The following is a 15,184-nucleotide window of genomic DNA, read 5'->3' on the forward strand; positions in this document are numbered from 1 at the left end:
CGACAAGCTCCCGTTGCTGGCCGGACTTAGGCCGGTGACGTGACCGCGGAGGCGAGCGCCGCCGTCGTCCGTTCAGCTCGCCCGAAGGAAAGCAGCGTTTCCACCAAATGTGGCGCGAATTCGCCGTCGAGCTCCAGCACTACCCGGCAACGCGCGCCGGCCTGCTCGGGGTAGTCCCTGTACCGTCCGCGGAGGTCGCAAATCGTCTGTCCGCGTCCGGGGCCGTCGGTTGTGTCGACGTCGACATGGACCACCGGCGCCACGGCCGCGCTGATGCCGCCCACCGCCACTGCCGCCGCCAGGGGGTCATGCATCGCGGAGCAGGCCCGGCCGAACTGGCTTTCGTAGAACCGGAAATAGTAGCCCAGCATTTCACCCAGGGCCTGCGGAACCGGGTGGCCGGTGGACAGCAGTTCCTGCCGGTGGCATTCCTCCAGCACGTTGGACATGGTCACATCCAGCGGAACCAGAGTGACGTTCCAATCGGCGGCGAGGACTTCGGCGGCGGCCTCGGGGTCGTTGGCGATGTTGGCCTCGGCCACGGGCGTGATGTTCCCGGGCGCAAACGCGGCGCCGCCCATGATGGTGATTTCCTTCACCAGCCGGGGCAGCTCCGGCTCCAGCCGCAGGGCTTCGGCGATGTTGGTGAGCGGGCCGATGGCCAGGACCCGCAGCGTGCCGGCGTGTTCATGGGCCAACCGCACCAGCATTTCGGCCGCGGTTCCGGCGACCAGTTCGGCGGCGGCTGCGTCCAGTTCGATGCCGCCGATGCCGTTGTGCCCGTGGACGTGCGGCGCCCCGCCATGGAACGTACCCGTCTGGGGATCGTGGTTGCCGACGGCCACGGGAATGTCGGCGTGCCCGGCGAGCTGGAGCAGGTCTAGGGTGTTCCGGGCGCCGACGGCGGCACTGACGTTGCCGCTGACGGTGCCGATTCCCCGCACGTCCGCATGCGGGGAGGCGAGCAGGTAGGCCAGGGCGAGGGCGTCGTCGATCCCGGTGTCACAGTCAAGGTAGAACGGGTGGCTGATGGGCGTGGTCATTCCGGTGTTTCTCGTTTCGTTGTTGCTGGTGTGGGTTTGGGGGTTTAGAGCGATTCACCTTTTGGTGCTGCGACAAAAAGGCTGACGATGAAGGCGGCTGCCGTGATTGCCACCGAAATCCAGAGGGCGGTTGCGTAGCCGGCGGAGGTGGCCTGGGCGGCGAACGGTGCGACGAGGACGACGCCGAGGCTCGCGCCGATGCCGAAGGAGGCTCCGTTGATGCCGGGCAGGGCGGCGGGGGCTTCCTTGGGAGAGAGCAGGACGGAGAGGCCGTTGATGGCAGTGAGGAAGAAGCCGTTGTAGAAGACGCCGAGGGACGCGACGGCGATCATCACCGCCACCTGGTTGTCAGCGAAAGCGGCGGCGGCGATGGCGCACACCAGACTCAGCCCGGTGCCCGCGCGGAGCGTCTTGATCCAGCCCCTGCGGTCGGCCAGCCAGCCGGCGAGCGGTGCCGCGAAGACACCGATGAGCGCGGCCGGGGTCAGGAACAGCAGGGCCGAGAGAGACGCGCTCAGCCCGAACCCGTGGCGGGCGTCCTGGCTCAGCAGGACCACCGTGAAGTTGATGACAGCGAAGATGCCGGCCAGCGTCAGGACGGTGGTGGCGATGACGGGCCACACCTGGCGGGAACGCAAATGGCGAACGGCGATGAGGGGGTGGCTGCGCTTTTTCTCGATGATCCAGAAGGCGGCGAAGGAAGCAACGGTGCCCGCCAGCAGGGCCAAGGTGGCCGGGGATGTCCAACCGGCTGCCGAACCGCCGGACACGAAATACGTAACGAAGACCAGGAACAGCGAGAGCGATCCCGCTCCCCACCAGTCCATGGCACCCCGGACTCCCTCAGGCCGTCCCTTTGGGATGACTTTGATGATGCACGCGGCCGCGACGGCTGTCAGCACCAGCACGACGACGAAGATGGACTGGAATCCGAGGGTTTCGGCCATGAGGCCACCCACATAGCCGTCGACGCCGCCGATTCCTCCGTTGATGGCGGCGATGATCCCCACGGAGGTGCCGAAGACGCGGGCCTGCAGGTTCTCGCTGAGAACGATGTAGGCGAGGGCGAACACCGCGCTGGAAACCCCCTGGAGGAACCTGCCCGCGATGAGCAGGGGCAGCGTCGGGGCGGCAATGCAGAGTATGGTTCCGGCGCCCATGATGGCCAGCACCAACAGGAGTGCCGCACGGCGCCCGATGAAGTCGCTCCACCGTCCGATCACCGGGCCGGCAATTGCGCCAGCGAGGAAGAACATGGATTGAAGGGGCGCGGCGCCGTCAGCGGTCTGACCGAAGTGCGCTGCGATCTGGGGCAGCGCCGGGGTGACCATGCTGGCGTTGAGCTGGAAGGACAGCACTCCGAGCATGAGGGTGGAAATCAGCAGGGCGGCGCGGCGCCCGCCGAACTTGGCCTGTTCCTGGGCCACCAGTGGCGGTGAAGCGGCAACTGATCCTTGGGTGTTCACATCAAACTCCTTTGTTTCTGCAGGCGTCGACCCTGCCTTTGGGATGTGAGTTGTTATACAACCATGTATGACGGACAAGTACAACCATGAGTACACTGTTTCCTAATCCAGCCGCCCAATGAGGCTCATCCCCGATAGGACTTCCCATGAGCAAGCGCGAATTTCCTGCCGTCACCGTTGTCGGCAGCATCAACCTCGACATCATCGCCACCACCGACAGGCTTCCCACCGCCGGGGAGACCATCGGCGGAGGTATGCTTCACCAGCAGCCGGGAGGCAAGGGCGCCAACCAGGCAGTTGCCGCCGCACGCCTCGGAGGGAGCGCGAGGATGATCGGAGCCGTGGGCGACGACGCCCAGGGCCGCCTGCTGCTGGAGGCAATGGCAGGTGCCGGCGTCGACACCGCTGACGTCGCCGTCGTCGAGGCTGCGACGGGAACGGCGCTGATCGTCGTCGACCGCGACGGAGAAAACCAGATCGTGGTGTGCCCGGGCGCGAACGAAAACTTTTCCCTGGACGCCGTTGAATTCGGCGCGGACGAGACGGTGCTCTGCCAGCTTGAGGTCGGCCTGCCCGTTGTACTCGAGGCAGCCAGGCGCTCCTCCGGGTACTTCGTCCTGAACGCCGCCCCGGCCATGGAACTGCCCGCGGAGCTGCTCGAGCGGTGTGACCTGGTGATTGTTAATGAAAGCGAGTACGCGCTGATACCGGCTCTGGCTACGGCAAAGCTGGTCGCGGTGACCTATGGGAAGGACGGGTCGGCGATATTTGAGCATGGCCGGCGCGTGGCTGAGGCCCCGGCGTCTGCGGTGAGCGTGGCGAACACCATCGGTGCGGGTGATGCTTTCTGCGCGGCCCTGGTCCTGGCCCTCCGCGCCGGGCTCGGTTATGCCCGGGCGCTGGAGGTGGCCAACGCCGTCGGAGCCGACGCTGTAGGCGACCCGTCCTCGCAGCCGGCGCTGGCCCCGCTCGGGCACTACCTTGAGCGGACCACGGTCCCGGCAGGCGCAGACAGTTGAGCATCATCGTCAGGCCCGCGACCGCAGCCGATTACCCGGAGGTCCGGCGAATCACCCGGGAGGCCTACGTCCACGCCGGACACTTCCAGGCCGACCATCCGTACATGCGCGTCCTGGAGGATGTGGAACACCGCGCGGAGCATGCTCAGTTGTGGGTTGCCGAAGCTGCCGGCGCAGTGATCGCCGCTGTGACCCTGACGTTCGCCGGCCAGCCGTTCAGCGAGATCGCCGCCGACAATGAGCTGGAGTTCCGGATGCTCGCCGTGGATCCCGCCGTACAGGGAGGCGGCGTGGGGCGGGCCGTTGTGAGCCACGTGATTGACCATGCCCGCTCCCTGCCCGGCGTCGGCGGTGTAAGCCTCACCAGCGCCACGTTCATGGAACGCGCCCACGGCCTGTACCGGTCGCTGGGCTTCCGGCGCGCGCCCGAGCGGGACTGGTATGTGCCCGGCGAGGCCGTACTGCTGTGGGTCTTCCGGTTGGAGCTGTAAGGCCCGACGGCGGCACGCGCCATTGGCGCGGCGCTCACCTTTGAATTTCAAATCTTTTTGGCAATAAGCCCATCCGAAATGCGATACCGCTCGAATACCTGGCATAACCCTTTGGGTTGGCAGGTAACGACAAACCCGCTCATCCATAAACACCTATCGCATTCAGGAGATCATCATGGCTACACACACCCACACCGGCACAGCTACACGCACCAACGTCCAGAAGGCATCGACGGTTGTCGGCGCCGTGTTCCTGCTGGTCGGCGTCCTGGGCTTCGTTCCGGGAATCACGGGCAACTTCGACCAACTGCACTTCGTCGGCCACGAATCCGAGGCCGTGCTGCTGGGCCTCTTCCAGGTGTCGGTCCTGCACAACATCGTCCACCTGCTCTTCGGCGCAGCAGGAATCGCCCTGGCCAGGACCGCCACCGGCGCACGCTCCTTCCTCCTTTACGGCGGCATCATCTACCTGGTCCTCTTCGTTTACGGCCTGGTCATCCCCCAGGATTCGGCCGGCAACTTCGTCCCGCTGAACGGCTTCGACAACATCCTGCACCTGCTGCTCGGCGTCGGGATGGTGGCCCTGGCCCTGATCCTCACCAAAGGCCACAAGGCCCGCGCCTAAGGCAGTCCCCCTGCGGTAACCCCACCGCACGCAGACAGGGCAATGGCCCCGACCGCAGCTTCCGCTGATATCGGGGCCATTGCCATTCCCGTTCCCGGCACTGTGTCCGGCCTGGTCGCCGCCCTCCCCAGTGCCGCCATCGCCACCTCAATAGCGGACGACGCCGGCCTCCGCACCGATCCCTTCATGCTCGGCATGGCCTCCGGCGAGCCGTAGCCGGACTGCTTTGTGTCTGGACCCGGCTGGCACTGGATCCCCTGGCCGAGGACGCCGGCATGCGCAACGTGGTGGCACGCGGCCCGGAGCAGGCCCGGATCGAGAACGCCCACTCCGTCCGCGTTGAGCTGCGCGGCCTGAAGCCGGGCCGCGAATACTTCTACCGGTTCCGCACCGGGCGGCATCTCACCGCCGTCGGCCGGTCCCTCACCAGCCCGGCCCTGCAGGAGACGCCGACGGCCCTGGCCATGGCGTTCGCCAGCTGCTCGCAGTATGAGCACGGCTACTTCACCGCCAACACGCGCCTGGCGGAGGACCACCCTGACCTGGTCCTGCACCTCGGCGACTACTTGTACGAGTACAAGAAGGGCAGCTACGTGATCGGCGGCGGGAACCCCCGCGACCACGAAGGCCCGGAGACGGTCACGCTGGAGGGCTACCGGCAGCGGCACGCGCAGTACAAGTCCGACGCCGACCTGCAGGCCGCGCACGCCATCGCCCCGTGGCTGGTGGTCTGGGACGACCACGAGGTGGACAACAACTGGGCGGACGAGGTCCCGGAAAACACTGACGCCGTCCAGATGAACGACACCACCGAGCGGTTCCGGCAGCGCCGCGCGGCGGCGTTCCAGGCGTACTACGAGAACATGCCGCTGCGGGCGTCCTCCGTGCCGCCCGGGTTCGACATGAAGATCTACCGCACCATCCAGTGGGGCCAGCTGGCCAACTTCCACATGATGGACACCCGCCAGTACCGCGACGACCAGCTCGCCGGGGACGGCTGGAAGAAGAACGTCACCGAGCGGCTGGCAGAGAACCGCACCATCACCGGCGCCGAGCAGGAGAACTGGCTGCTGGACGGCTTCCGGAACTCCACCCAGCGCTGGGACATCCTGGGCCAGCAGGTGTTCTTCGCCGAACGCGACCGCAACGTCGCACCGGAACTGGGCCAACGACGTCAAGATCGACTACAAGGACCCGGCTTCACCGGTGGTGGGCTCAGAGCTGGTGTGCACCTCCATCACCTCCATCACCTCCACAGGCAACGGCACCGGCTCCACCACCGACCCGGTCATGGCATGGAACCCGCACCTGAAGTTCTACAACGACAACCGCGGCTATGTGAACACCCGCATCAGCAAGGAGTCGCTGCAGGCGGACTTCCGGGTGCTGGATTACGTCACAACGCCGGGCGCGCCGGTTTCGACGAAGGCTTCGTTCGAGGTCCGGGACGGGGTTCCGAGGCTGGTGGCGCGGGGCTAAGCCCCGGTGGTTGAGCCTGTCGAAACCTGAACGCCCGGCGGGAACTTCCCGCCGGGCCGTTGTGGTTGGAATGCTGGAGGTACTACGTGTTTCAGCGTGACCGCGCTCTCGATCTCTTGTCTTGCTAGGGGAACACGGATGGTGGAACTGAAGCGCATCTATTGGACGCGCCAGGCCCTCCGTCTGGCCATGGTGGGTGCAGCGGCTTGGCTTATCGCCTCGGCCATCCTCGCCCTGATGCCGAATGCATCACCCATGGCGGTGGGCGAGCCTGCCACTTCTTCCATGGCGATTCTGCGTCAGATGTTCGACGGCGTTGCGGCCGCGGTCGCCATCCCTGGCGTAGTCGTCGTTGGCCTCATCATCGGCGCCGTGGTCATCCGTGCCCGGGACGTTCGACGGCGGGACCCGGTCCGGCGCTTTACTCGCCAGCAGCGCCGCGAAGGCATGGCCCGGGCCGGCGGCCAATGCGAGATGGAGGCCGGGTTCCGCCGCCGCTGTGCCCGCCCGGCTGAGCACGGCGACCACTTCTATCCTTGGTCTAAGGGCGGTTCCACGAGCCTTCAGAATTTCGTCGCCGCCTGCAGCCGGTGTAACCGCGCGAAGGGTGCCAAGATCCCATCGCCCGGGCAGCAGGAAGGACTGGAACGACGGCGGCGGACCTATGTTTCGCCGCAAGTTGCCGTCGTTGTTGGCGAAAGACGGCCGCTCCCTTGATGGCTACTCAAAGCAGGTTTGGCGTTGCCCCTGAGCCCCGTCACGCTTAATTGTGAAACCCGCAGGGAAAGATTCGAGATCCCCCCCGCCGCTGTGAGAACGGAGAGGGGCCCCAGACGTTGACAGCTCTAAGCCTCACACCGGCACAGGGAAGTCCCCGATACGTTTTGGGCTCCGGAACCGTCCGATCAAACTGACGGACGTCTACGAATCTGCCGCATTCCGGGCAGTCTCCTCGTGCACACGGATCGTAAAGGTGCTCAATCAACATCGATTCCGTTGCGACAGGAGCCTGGCTCTCAGCCGATGAATAGGATAATCCGGAGCCTGGACAGGGGTCTCCCAGATAAGCGAGTAGAGGAACCACGCCGTCCCAGTAGCTTGCGCAGAGGTCCTTGCCACAACAAGGACAGGAAATTCGTCTTTCTTGCATACGCCAGTGCCCCTAAGCAATTCGATTCTCAGCCGCGCCCCGAAAAATGCGGGAAAGTGTTCTCGAAGGTGATGCAGTACCTCTGCTGGAGCTCCATTACAGCCCTACCATGCATCCAGAGCACCAGAGGGACGCCTATGTCCTCGCCGTTCAAGTTGTGGACGATGGCGAAGGAAACGGGATCAAAGATCTTCCACTGGCCCTGATGTTAACGCCAACCGAAAATAGGACCAATAGTGCCATTTGAAAACGGGGCCACGGGGTTGTGGTTCTATTGTGCCGTACTGGCAGCGGGTTGGTGTTTTTTGAGCCGGTAGCTGTTGCCTTTGAGGCTGATGACGTCGGCGTGGTGGACGATCCGGTCGATCATGGCCGAGGCGATGGTCAGGTCCCCGAAGACATCGCCCCAGCGGGCGAACGGGAGGTTGGACGTCAAAATCATGGACGCGTGTTCGTAGCGGCTGGAGACAAGCTGGAAGAACAGGTTCGCGGCGTCCTGGTCAAACGGGATATAGCCTACTTCGTCAATTATGAGGAGCCCGTAGCGGCGTAGCTTGACCAGTTCCTGGGCGAGTTTCCCGCGGGAATGAGCCTCCTGCAGCCGGGCGACCCAGCCGGTCGCGGAGTCGAAAAGGACCCGGTGCCCGGCCTTGGCCGCCTTGATGGCGATCCCGACCGCGAGGTGCGTTTTGCCGGTACCGGGCGGCCCGAGCAGGACCACGTTCTTGGCCTCGGAGAGGAACACCCCGGTGCCCAGATGCGCGATGAGGTTCCGGTCCGCGGAGGGTTGGTGGTCGAAGTTGAACTCCTCAAGGTCCTTGTGCGCGGGGAACCTTGCGGCCTTGATCCGGGTCGCCGCTCCGGAGGCTTCGCGTTCGGAGACTTCACGGGAGAGGACCGCGGCCAGGTACTCCTCATGGGACCAGCCGGCGTCCCGGGCCTGGTCGCCGAGACGGCGGAACCCGTCGCTGATCCGTGGTGCGCGCAGAGCCCGGGCGTAGTACTCGATCTGTGACGGTGTCCCGGTCATGACGCCGTCTCCAGCAGCCCCGCCGGCTGTTGGCCGAGGTCGATGCCAAAGATCTCATCATAGGCGGCCAGATCCCGCACCTGCACAGATTCTGGCGGTTCGGGGCGGTGGACTCTTTGGGTCCGGAAGTCCCGGCGCATCACCGCCGCGCGGGCCACGTGGGTCGGATCGGTCACCACCAGATGCCGGGCCCAGACCCGGACGTGGGTAGCGATGATGACGCCGTCATGGGTGACCCAGACGGTGTCCAGATCAGCGACGACATCCACGATCCGCCCAATGAACGACGGGTCCACGGAATAGTCGTTGGAGAACACCCGCACGTAGTAATCCCGCGGCAGCCGCACCGCGTTGCGGAACATGGTCTCCGGGCTTACCGGCGGCAGTTCCCGCATCCTTTCCCGGTCCAGGACGATCAGCTCGTCAGGGCGGCCGTGGCGGGACCGCGAGTACCGGTGATTGGCCTTGGGCAGCCAGTCCTCCAGCTGGCCGTTGAAATCCGCTGGTGACCGGAAGTCCCGGCCCGGCATGAAGCGTTGCCGGAAGAACCTGTTCATCCTCTCGACCATGCCCTTGGACTCCGGATCCCGCGGCGGAAGCAGCTTGATCTCCAACCCGAGGGACCCGGCGAACGCGGCCACCGGCTGGGTGGGCCGGCGCCTGCCGATGCCGGACTCGTTGTCCCACAACAGCCGGGATGGAACCGCCTGCGCGTCCTGGAGCAGAGTCCACATTCCGCCCAGAAGGTCCGGCGTCGTCCGTGAGGGCAGCATTCGGGCCTGGATGAATCCCGAGAACGCCGAAGTCATCACCAGCACAGGAGGTGTATCGTTCTGGCCCGCACCGATGGGCAGCGGCTCGTGCGGGAACCAGAGATCGCACTGGACCTGGAACCCCGGCTCGTGGACCAGACGATCGGCCGGGTCCGGCGGGGCGTATTCAGGCCGGATCACGGCGACCTTCGTTCGGAACAACGACGCGGAACCAGACCAACCCACCCGCTCCGCGAGCGTTGCGGCCGGCATCGTCGGCGTCTTCACCAACAGCTCCCGCACCCTTGGAGCAAACGCATCAAAACTCGACACTCCGGCCGCCCGCTGGTACTTCGGCGCCCGGTCCGACTCCAGCGCCCGGTCCACCGTTCCGCGGGAAACACCCACGATCCTGCCGATCTCACGCTTAGAGTGCTTGCCCGTCGAAAACAGGTGGCGTATCTCCGCCCAATCATCCAAATTGATCACCTTCCATAATGGTCGGTGGCCCTGTTTTCAGTTGGCGTTCCTGGCCCTATTTTCGGTTGGCGTTAACACCTGACGGTTGTATCCCCTACTCAGGACTCCGGAGAGTTCACGAGCCTCCTCCACCGTCACCAAGGCGAAGTAGTTGAAGACGGAGGACATGGCCTCGTCATACTCGGGTTCACTACTGAAGCTCCGACAACGGCCGGTCTCGTCCATGAGGTAATGGGAATTGAAGACTACTATTTCCATCGAATCCATAGTTGTTCCTAGACGTCCCGCCCAGGCAGATGCACCAGATCACCGCGCAGTTCCAGCCGTTCCGTGTCCACGCCGTACTGCAGCCCTTGATTGAGGCGGGCGGTGACGCCCGCCGTCCTGCGTTTTCCGCCGAAGGTTCGGATTGTCTCTCTGTGCAGCTCGTCGATGGCGATTCCACCGGCGCTCCGGACGATTTCAACCATCGCATTCCGGAGTTCAACCACGCTGATGTGCTCCGGCTTTCGGTCAGTGTCGGGCCCATTTGGCCGAAACTGTGTCCAGGCCTCCCGGTCCACTGAGGTGTCCCAGATAAATCCGTCCCGATCGCAGCGATGAACCGATGAGTCCAAAGCATCCAAGACGGAATTGGCCCGGTCCGTGTTGACCTTATTGAGGTTGAACGCTGCGCAAGCCAGTTTGGCCAGCCGCTCCTGATGAATCGGCCCCTCCGCGTCAACGATGGCACGGATCGCCTCGCGAACGGCGAGCACGGACCGTCTGGAATGCAGTGTGTCCAGAACCTCCCTGCCCCCGAATCGCCGCACACCCCACGGTTCAAAGGCCGGCCTTTCCGGCTCCAGGACGGCGGTGGCTCGCGGGGACTCGGCTGCCCCGGCAATCTGACGGAATTCCGTTGGTTCGTCTGTATCTCCCGCCACCGAGACAGCGGGAGCGGTCGCCGAGACCTCCACACCGAGCGCGCGGTCGGGCACCGCTTCCAGCTCCGGCACATCCTCTTTGGCCCCAGATATTTGCGCCTCCGCGAAAGCCGCCTCCAGCGTGTCCAGCACGGCTTCGCGGTCATTGAGCCAGGCGGGCAGCCAAACTCGCTGCACGGCGGGCCATTGCATCATTCGGGTCAGAACGTCGCCCGGCAGCCCATCGCGGTCGCCTGCAGTGCGACGTGCCGCCCACACAGGGCTGTCCAGGAGGACAGCCATCAACGGCCGTCCCGGCGTGTCCTGAGACGCGACACTGATGTCCACCTTGAAATCAGAGAGTCCAACGTCGGTGGCGACTGCAAAGCCGCGGTCGCCAAGCAAGTCGGCGATTTCCTCGCGGTGCAGGTCCACTACCGGGCTACGCCGGCCGTCATATCTGGGTCTGCCCGCCATGTACCTGCTGGACATGCTCGGCATCGCTATCGAACCACGCAACGACGACTGGCTGGACAGAATCCTGGCCAAATTCGGACCCCGCTTCCCCACCTCTGCCGAGTTCGGCGCCTTCGCCCGCTCCACACTCCCCGATCTCCACCCGGCCGACGACCCCGACAAGGTGCTGATGGCCTGGCTAGAGCAGGAAGAAATACTCTTCAGAACCTTGGAACGTCACCTCGCCACTGACACCCTCGATGCCCTCTACACTGACGGCCACGTGGACGTGGACAAATTCATAGAAGTCTCCCTATCCCTGCACAACCGTCGTAAAAGCCGTGCCGGAAAGGGGCTGGAGAACCAGCTCATCGCTCTATTTTCCGCGCTGGACGTCCGCCACACATTCAACCCCGTGACGGAAAACAGGGCGCGCCCCGACTTTGTCTTTCCGGGCATCGATGAATACCGCGATCCCGACTTCCCCGCACTCGAACTGACGATGCTCGGCGTCAAGACCACCTGCAAGGACCGGTGGCGGCAGGTCATCAGCGAGGCCAAACGCATCGAGGACAAGCACCTCCTGACGCTCGAAAGCCCGATCAGCCCCGCGCAGACCGACGAGATGAAGGACCATAGGATCCAGCTCGTCATCCCCCTCACTCTGCATGAACCGTACAAGCCGGAGCAGCGACAATGGCTGATGAGTGTGGATGACTTCATCGCCATGGCAAGGGAACGCGATCGGCAGGGTCCGTCTCAGCCGGCGATCCTCTGACAGCCATTTCACGACCCCGAGACTCTACAGCGGCTTCCAGCGCGTTTCTACGACTTGGTCATTTCTGATACGGGCCGCCCGGCGATTCGCGTGCCGGATACATTGCTGGACACCCTGCGTCAGGACAGCGATCGCACACCGTTCCTTTTCCATGCTGGTTCCCGCGCTCCCGAGCATGTTAAGAGGCTCAGAGCCACGGCGCAATCGGCTGCATGAATTCTCCACAGGAGTTGATCCTACTGGCCACCGCCACGCTCAGCGCTCGACACGAGACCAAGGCCACAAGACGCCGCTGAGCGTATTTCCCTCTGGGGGCCGCGCCAGACCTAACTACCAATTGTGAGGCAGCGGGAACACCACGACCGCGGGCATGTTTCCGGCAACGCCATCTGCGACGCTGCTTCGATGTCCCGTTTACGAAACGCAACGCGATCCGCCACCCACCCTTTACTGTTGATCCTGCACCTAACGAAACCGTTTACGTAAACCGTTTTCCGAAACCGGTTACGTAACGCGAGCAGCAGACAACAAAGACACCTCAGGGAGGAGGAACAATGGTCACCATCCGCGATGTCGCCAAGCACGCCGGCGTCTCACCCGCCACCGTTTCCCGGGTTGTCAACGGTCTCGTCGGTTACTCGGACGAGACCCGGGAACGCGTCGAGACCGCGGTCAAGAGCCTCAGCTACGAGACGGACTACCTCGCCCGGGGCCTCAAGACCCGGCAGACGTCTGTGATCGGCCTGCTCGCACCGATGGTCTCCGACGCCCTGGCCTCCCAGGTCATGCAGGGCGTAGAGGAGGAAGCACAGGAACGCGGCTACGCCGTGATGCTCGGCCGCACCGGCGCCAAGTCCGCCTACATCGCCGGCTACCTGCGGACCCTGCGCACCTACCGGGCCGCCGGAGTCATCCTCATCTCCGCGGTGATCACGCCGGAGACCAGGCAGCTGCTGGGGCCCAACGTTCCCGTATGGCAGGTGCATGCAATCTCTTCCTGCACAAGTCCAACTTAGAACCAGAAAAATACCAGTTCTTTCTGGCGGACTTACAGTCTCAACTCGATAGTGAGGCCGATAGTCTCGGCAAATTCAAACGTGTCACATATCGTCGCCCCGGCGAAAGTGCTTACCTCACGGCCAAGAATTAGGACCAGCGCGTCCAGACTGTGCCGCTCACACCCTCGGCTCCCGCCACGCCATCGGTCATACGAAAAAGTGCCGTCCACGCTGCTCGTTTCAAAGCGGAATATGGACGGCCCGTTGACTATGGAACCCTTACTTCACAGCTAAGTTTCCGCAAATTCCGAGGCCAGGAAACGGCATCAGGCAACCGTTCGTCTTCAGGCCATTCGACGTATGGCAGTTTCGTGGTTCCGGTTCAGATACAGGATGCTTCGTTGATTCCGTCATCCTTACCCACGAGGCAGCGACTGTAGAAAACAGAATGCCGCCAGACCCGCTGGTGGAAATAAGACCCAATAGTTGAAGTTTCATGTGTATGCTTCACGTGTCTGCGGTTCTTGCAGGCATCACTCAGCCTTTCCCAGGCAACACTTTGGGGGAAACTCATGCCCTTCTTCAATCGCGCCCGGCCTTTGATGACATTGATGGTCCTTGTGACCTTGTTCGTAACAACGGGCGTCACCTTCGCCGCCCCGGCACAGGCATCCGACATGTCAGGACCGGCGCTCGTTAGTCAGTCGGTTACGTCGACAAACCTAAATCTCCACAACGGTCCGGCCACGATCAACGTCACCATTCATCTGGTCGATGACACGGCTGTGCAATCGCCGACCATGATCGCCAACTGGGTCGACCCCGATCCGTGGGGTTGGGTCTATGGCGGTGGCCAAAGCCAGGGCTTTGGCGGCATGACGCTGGTTTCCGGGACCATGCAGGACGGCATCTGGAAGCACACCATAGTCATTCCGCAGGGGGCCGCTACCGGACAGTGGGAGGTGGTGCTTTACCCTCTGCGAGACACCTGGGGGAACAGCTCCTCCGGGTTCAGAACCCTGGACACCGTCACGGTAATCGATGAAGCGCCTCCGACCACAGTGTCTCCTGCCGCGGTGGCCTTTACTGACACGGATGGCATCAAGGACGACACATACACGGTCCCCACCAAAACCGGAGTCCAGTACCTCATCGAGGGCAAGGAGGTTTCCGCCGGTACGTACCCTGGCACAGGTAAGGTCACAGTCACCGCAAAGGCGCGGACCGGCTACGTGCTGGCCTCGAACGTCCCCTCGTCCTGGACAATGACCTTCAAGGGTCTTCTGGTCGGATCCACTCCGACGATTTCCGGGGCCGGACAGGTTGGTTCCACGCTCACGGCCAACGCTAGCAGCTGGGGGCCTTCCCCAGTCATCCTGGCATACCAGTGGTACCGCTCGGGAGTTGCCATCGCCGGCGCCAACGCAGTCACCTACGCCCTGGCCGTCGCCGACGCCAGAAATACCATCACCGTAAGCGTCACCGGCTCCAAGGCCGGCTATTCGACAGTCACCAAGAAATCGGCACCCACCGCAGCGGTGGCCAACGGTTCACTGAGCGCCACCCCAATTCCAACGATCACCGGTACGCCCCAGGTCGGCCAGACCCTCACGGCGACGGCGGGCATTTGGGCGCCGTCGCCGGCATCGTTCAGTTACCAGTGGTACCGCGCCGGCGTCCTCATCACGGGCGCAAACGCCGCCACCTACACCCCCACCGCCTCCGACGTCGCGACGTCCCTGACTGTGAAGGTGACCGGGTCCAAGTCCGGCTACACCACCGTTGCCAAAACGTCTGCTCCGACGGCCGGGATAGCTAAGGGTTCACTGACCAGGTCCACTCCCGCGGTCACAGGGACTCCCATGGTCGGGACCACCCTCACGGCCGCACCCGGCGTGTGGGGCCCGGCCCCGGTAACGCTCCGGTACCAGTGGTACCGCTCCGGCACCCTCATCATCGGGGCCAGCTCCGCCACCTACACCCCCGTGCCGGAGGATCTTGGCGCGATCCTCACAGTCAAAGTCACTGGGTCCAAGACCGGCTTCACCACCTTCTCCCGAACCTCCGCCCCAACAGCAGCGGTACTCAAGGGATCGCTGGTTAGGGCCACACCCACCATCACCGGGACCGCCCAGGTGGGGTCCACCCTCACCGCCAACCCCGGCACCTGGGGGCCCTCACCTGTCACACTCCGCTACCAGTGGTACCGCTCCGGCATTGCCATCACCGGAGCCAACGCAGCCACCTACAAACCCACCACAACCGACGCCGCCAAAACCCTGACCGTCAAGGTCACCGGGTCCAAGACCGGATACACGACCTTCTCCAGAACCTCCGCTCCAACAGCAGCCGTGGCCAAGTAGGCGGCCGAGCCGTAAGTGACCCTGCGTTGCGGTTTAGCGCCGGCATCTCGCCGTCCGGGCAGACCCTACTTCTGCAGCGCCGGACTCGGCGACATCTCCGCGGCCTGGCGCAGGGCCTCGATCATGCTGCGACAGGTTCACGATGCCCT

14 protein-coding genes and 1 pseudogene are annotated in these 15,184 nt (G+C 64.1%); 9 read left to right on the top strand and 6 right to left on the bottom strand.

All coding sequences use genetic code 11. The features are described from left to right. Positions 1–26 precede the first annotated feature (26 nt). Positions 27–1,043 (bottom strand): nucleoside hydrolase, encoded by a 1,017-nt coding sequence (locus ACQCSY_RS04260; RefSeq protein ID WP_427133464.1) that lies wholly within the window; start codon positions 1,041–1,043, stop codon positions 27–29. 44 nt (positions 1,044–1,087) lie between these two features. Beyond that, the gene (locus tag ACQCSY_RS04265) at positions 1,088–2,509 is read right to left on the bottom strand and encodes an MFS transporter (protein WP_427133466.1); all 1,422 of its coding nucleotides are present in this window, start codon (positions 2,507–2,509) and stop codon (positions 1,088–1,090) included. A gap of 146 nt (positions 2,510–2,655) precedes the next feature. On the opposite strand from ACQCSY_RS04265, the gene ACQCSY_RS04270 reads away from it, so the two are divergent. The 6 genes and pseudogenes from ACQCSY_RS04270 (at position 2,656) to ACQCSY_RS04295 (ending at position 6,840) form a co-directional block, all read left to right on the top strand. Next, positions 2,656–3,528: a ribokinase gene (locus ACQCSY_RS04270; RefSeq protein WP_427133468.1), complete on the top strand. Its 873-nt coding sequence runs from the start codon at positions 2,656–2,658 to the stop codon at positions 3,526–3,528. Further along, positions 3,525–4,019 carry a GNAT family N-acetyltransferase gene (locus tag ACQCSY_RS04275; protein WP_427133469.1) on the top strand — a complete coding sequence of 165 codons (495 nt, stop codon included), beginning with the start codon at positions 3,525–3,527 and terminating at the stop codon, positions 4,017–4,019. Before ACQCSY_RS04270 ends, ACQCSY_RS04275 begins: the two co-directional genes overlap by 4 nt. Before the next feature lie 175 nt (positions 4,020–4,194). Further along, a complete protein-coding gene (locus ACQCSY_RS04280; RefSeq protein ID WP_427133470.1) occupies positions 4,195–4,644 on the top strand; it encodes a DUF4383 domain-containing protein in 450 nt (149 codons plus the stop codon). 42 nt (positions 4,645–4,686) lie between these two features. Next, entirely contained in the window at positions 4,687–4,860 is a 174-nt protein-coding gene (locus ACQCSY_RS04285) for a hypothetical protein (protein WP_427133472.1), read from the top strand. A gap of 12 nt (positions 4,861–4,872) precedes the next feature. Next, positions 4,873–6,123: pseudogene (locus ACQCSY_RS04290) on the top strand (alkaline phosphatase D family protein). Positions 6,124–6,261: 138 nt separating this feature from the next. Next, positions 6,262–6,840, top strand: coding sequence for an HNH endonuclease (locus ACQCSY_RS04295; protein ID WP_427133474.1), 579 nt, complete (start codon positions 6,262–6,264; stop codon positions 6,838–6,840). A gap of 704 nt (positions 6,841–7,544) precedes the next feature. Here the strand turns inward: ACQCSY_RS04295 and istB are convergent. From istB to ACQCSY_RS04315, 4 genes are read right to left on the bottom strand one after another with little or no spacing between them, the layout of a single operon-like run. Beyond that, positions 7,545–8,303: an IS21-like element helper ATPase IstB gene (gene istB, locus ACQCSY_RS04300; protein ID WP_427133476.1), complete on the bottom strand. Its 759-nt coding sequence runs from the start codon at positions 8,301–8,303 to the stop codon at positions 7,545–7,547. Continuing rightward, positions 8,300–9,544 (bottom strand): IS21 family transposase, encoded by a 1,245-nt coding sequence (istA, locus tag ACQCSY_RS04305; protein WP_427131282.1) that lies wholly within the window; start codon positions 9,542–9,544, stop codon positions 8,300–8,302. The genes istB and istA overlap by 4 nt, the downstream gene beginning before the upstream one ends. A 27-nt stretch (positions 9,545–9,571) precedes the next feature. Beyond that, the gene (locus ACQCSY_RS04310) at positions 9,572–9,802 is read right to left on the bottom strand and encodes a hypothetical protein (RefSeq protein ID WP_427133477.1); all 231 of its coding nucleotides are present in this window, start codon (positions 9,800–9,802) and stop codon (positions 9,572–9,574) included. Between the two features lie 8 nt (positions 9,803–9,810). Further along, the gene (locus ACQCSY_RS04315) at positions 9,811–10,875 is read right to left on the bottom strand and encodes a DUF3320 domain-containing protein (protein ID WP_427133479.1); all 1,065 of its coding nucleotides are present in this window, start codon (positions 10,873–10,875) and stop codon (positions 9,811–9,813) included. 40 nt (positions 10,876–10,915) lie between these two features. On the opposite strand from ACQCSY_RS04315, the gene ACQCSY_RS04320 reads away from it, so the two are divergent. The 3 genes from ACQCSY_RS04320 to ACQCSY_RS04330 all read left to right on the top strand — a co-directional run bounded on the left by ACQCSY_RS04320 (position 10,916) and on the right by ACQCSY_RS04330 (position 15,035). Further along, positions 10,916–11,674 carry a type II restriction endonuclease gene (locus ACQCSY_RS04320; RefSeq protein WP_427133481.1) on the top strand — a complete coding sequence of 253 codons (759 nt, stop codon included), beginning with the start codon at positions 10,916–10,918 and terminating at the stop codon, positions 11,672–11,674. Between the two features lie 554 nt (positions 11,675–12,228). Continuing rightward, positions 12,229–12,690 (top strand): LacI family DNA-binding transcriptional regulator, encoded by a 462-nt coding sequence (locus tag ACQCSY_RS04325; protein WP_427133483.1) that lies wholly within the window; start codon positions 12,229–12,231, stop codon positions 12,688–12,690. 608 nt (positions 12,691–13,298) lie between these two features. Continuing rightward, complete coding sequence (locus ACQCSY_RS04330; RefSeq protein WP_427133485.1) at positions 13,299–15,035, top strand: hypothetical protein; 1,737 nt, start codon at positions 13,299–13,301, stop codon at positions 15,033–15,035. The last annotated feature ends 149 nt before the right edge of the window (positions 15,036–15,184 follow it).

It is taken from the genome of Pseudarthrobacter sp. S9 (assembly GCF_050156545.1).
In the GTDB taxonomy this organism is placed as follows: Bacteria; Actinomycetota; Actinomycetes; order Actinomycetales; family Micrococcaceae; genus Arthrobacter.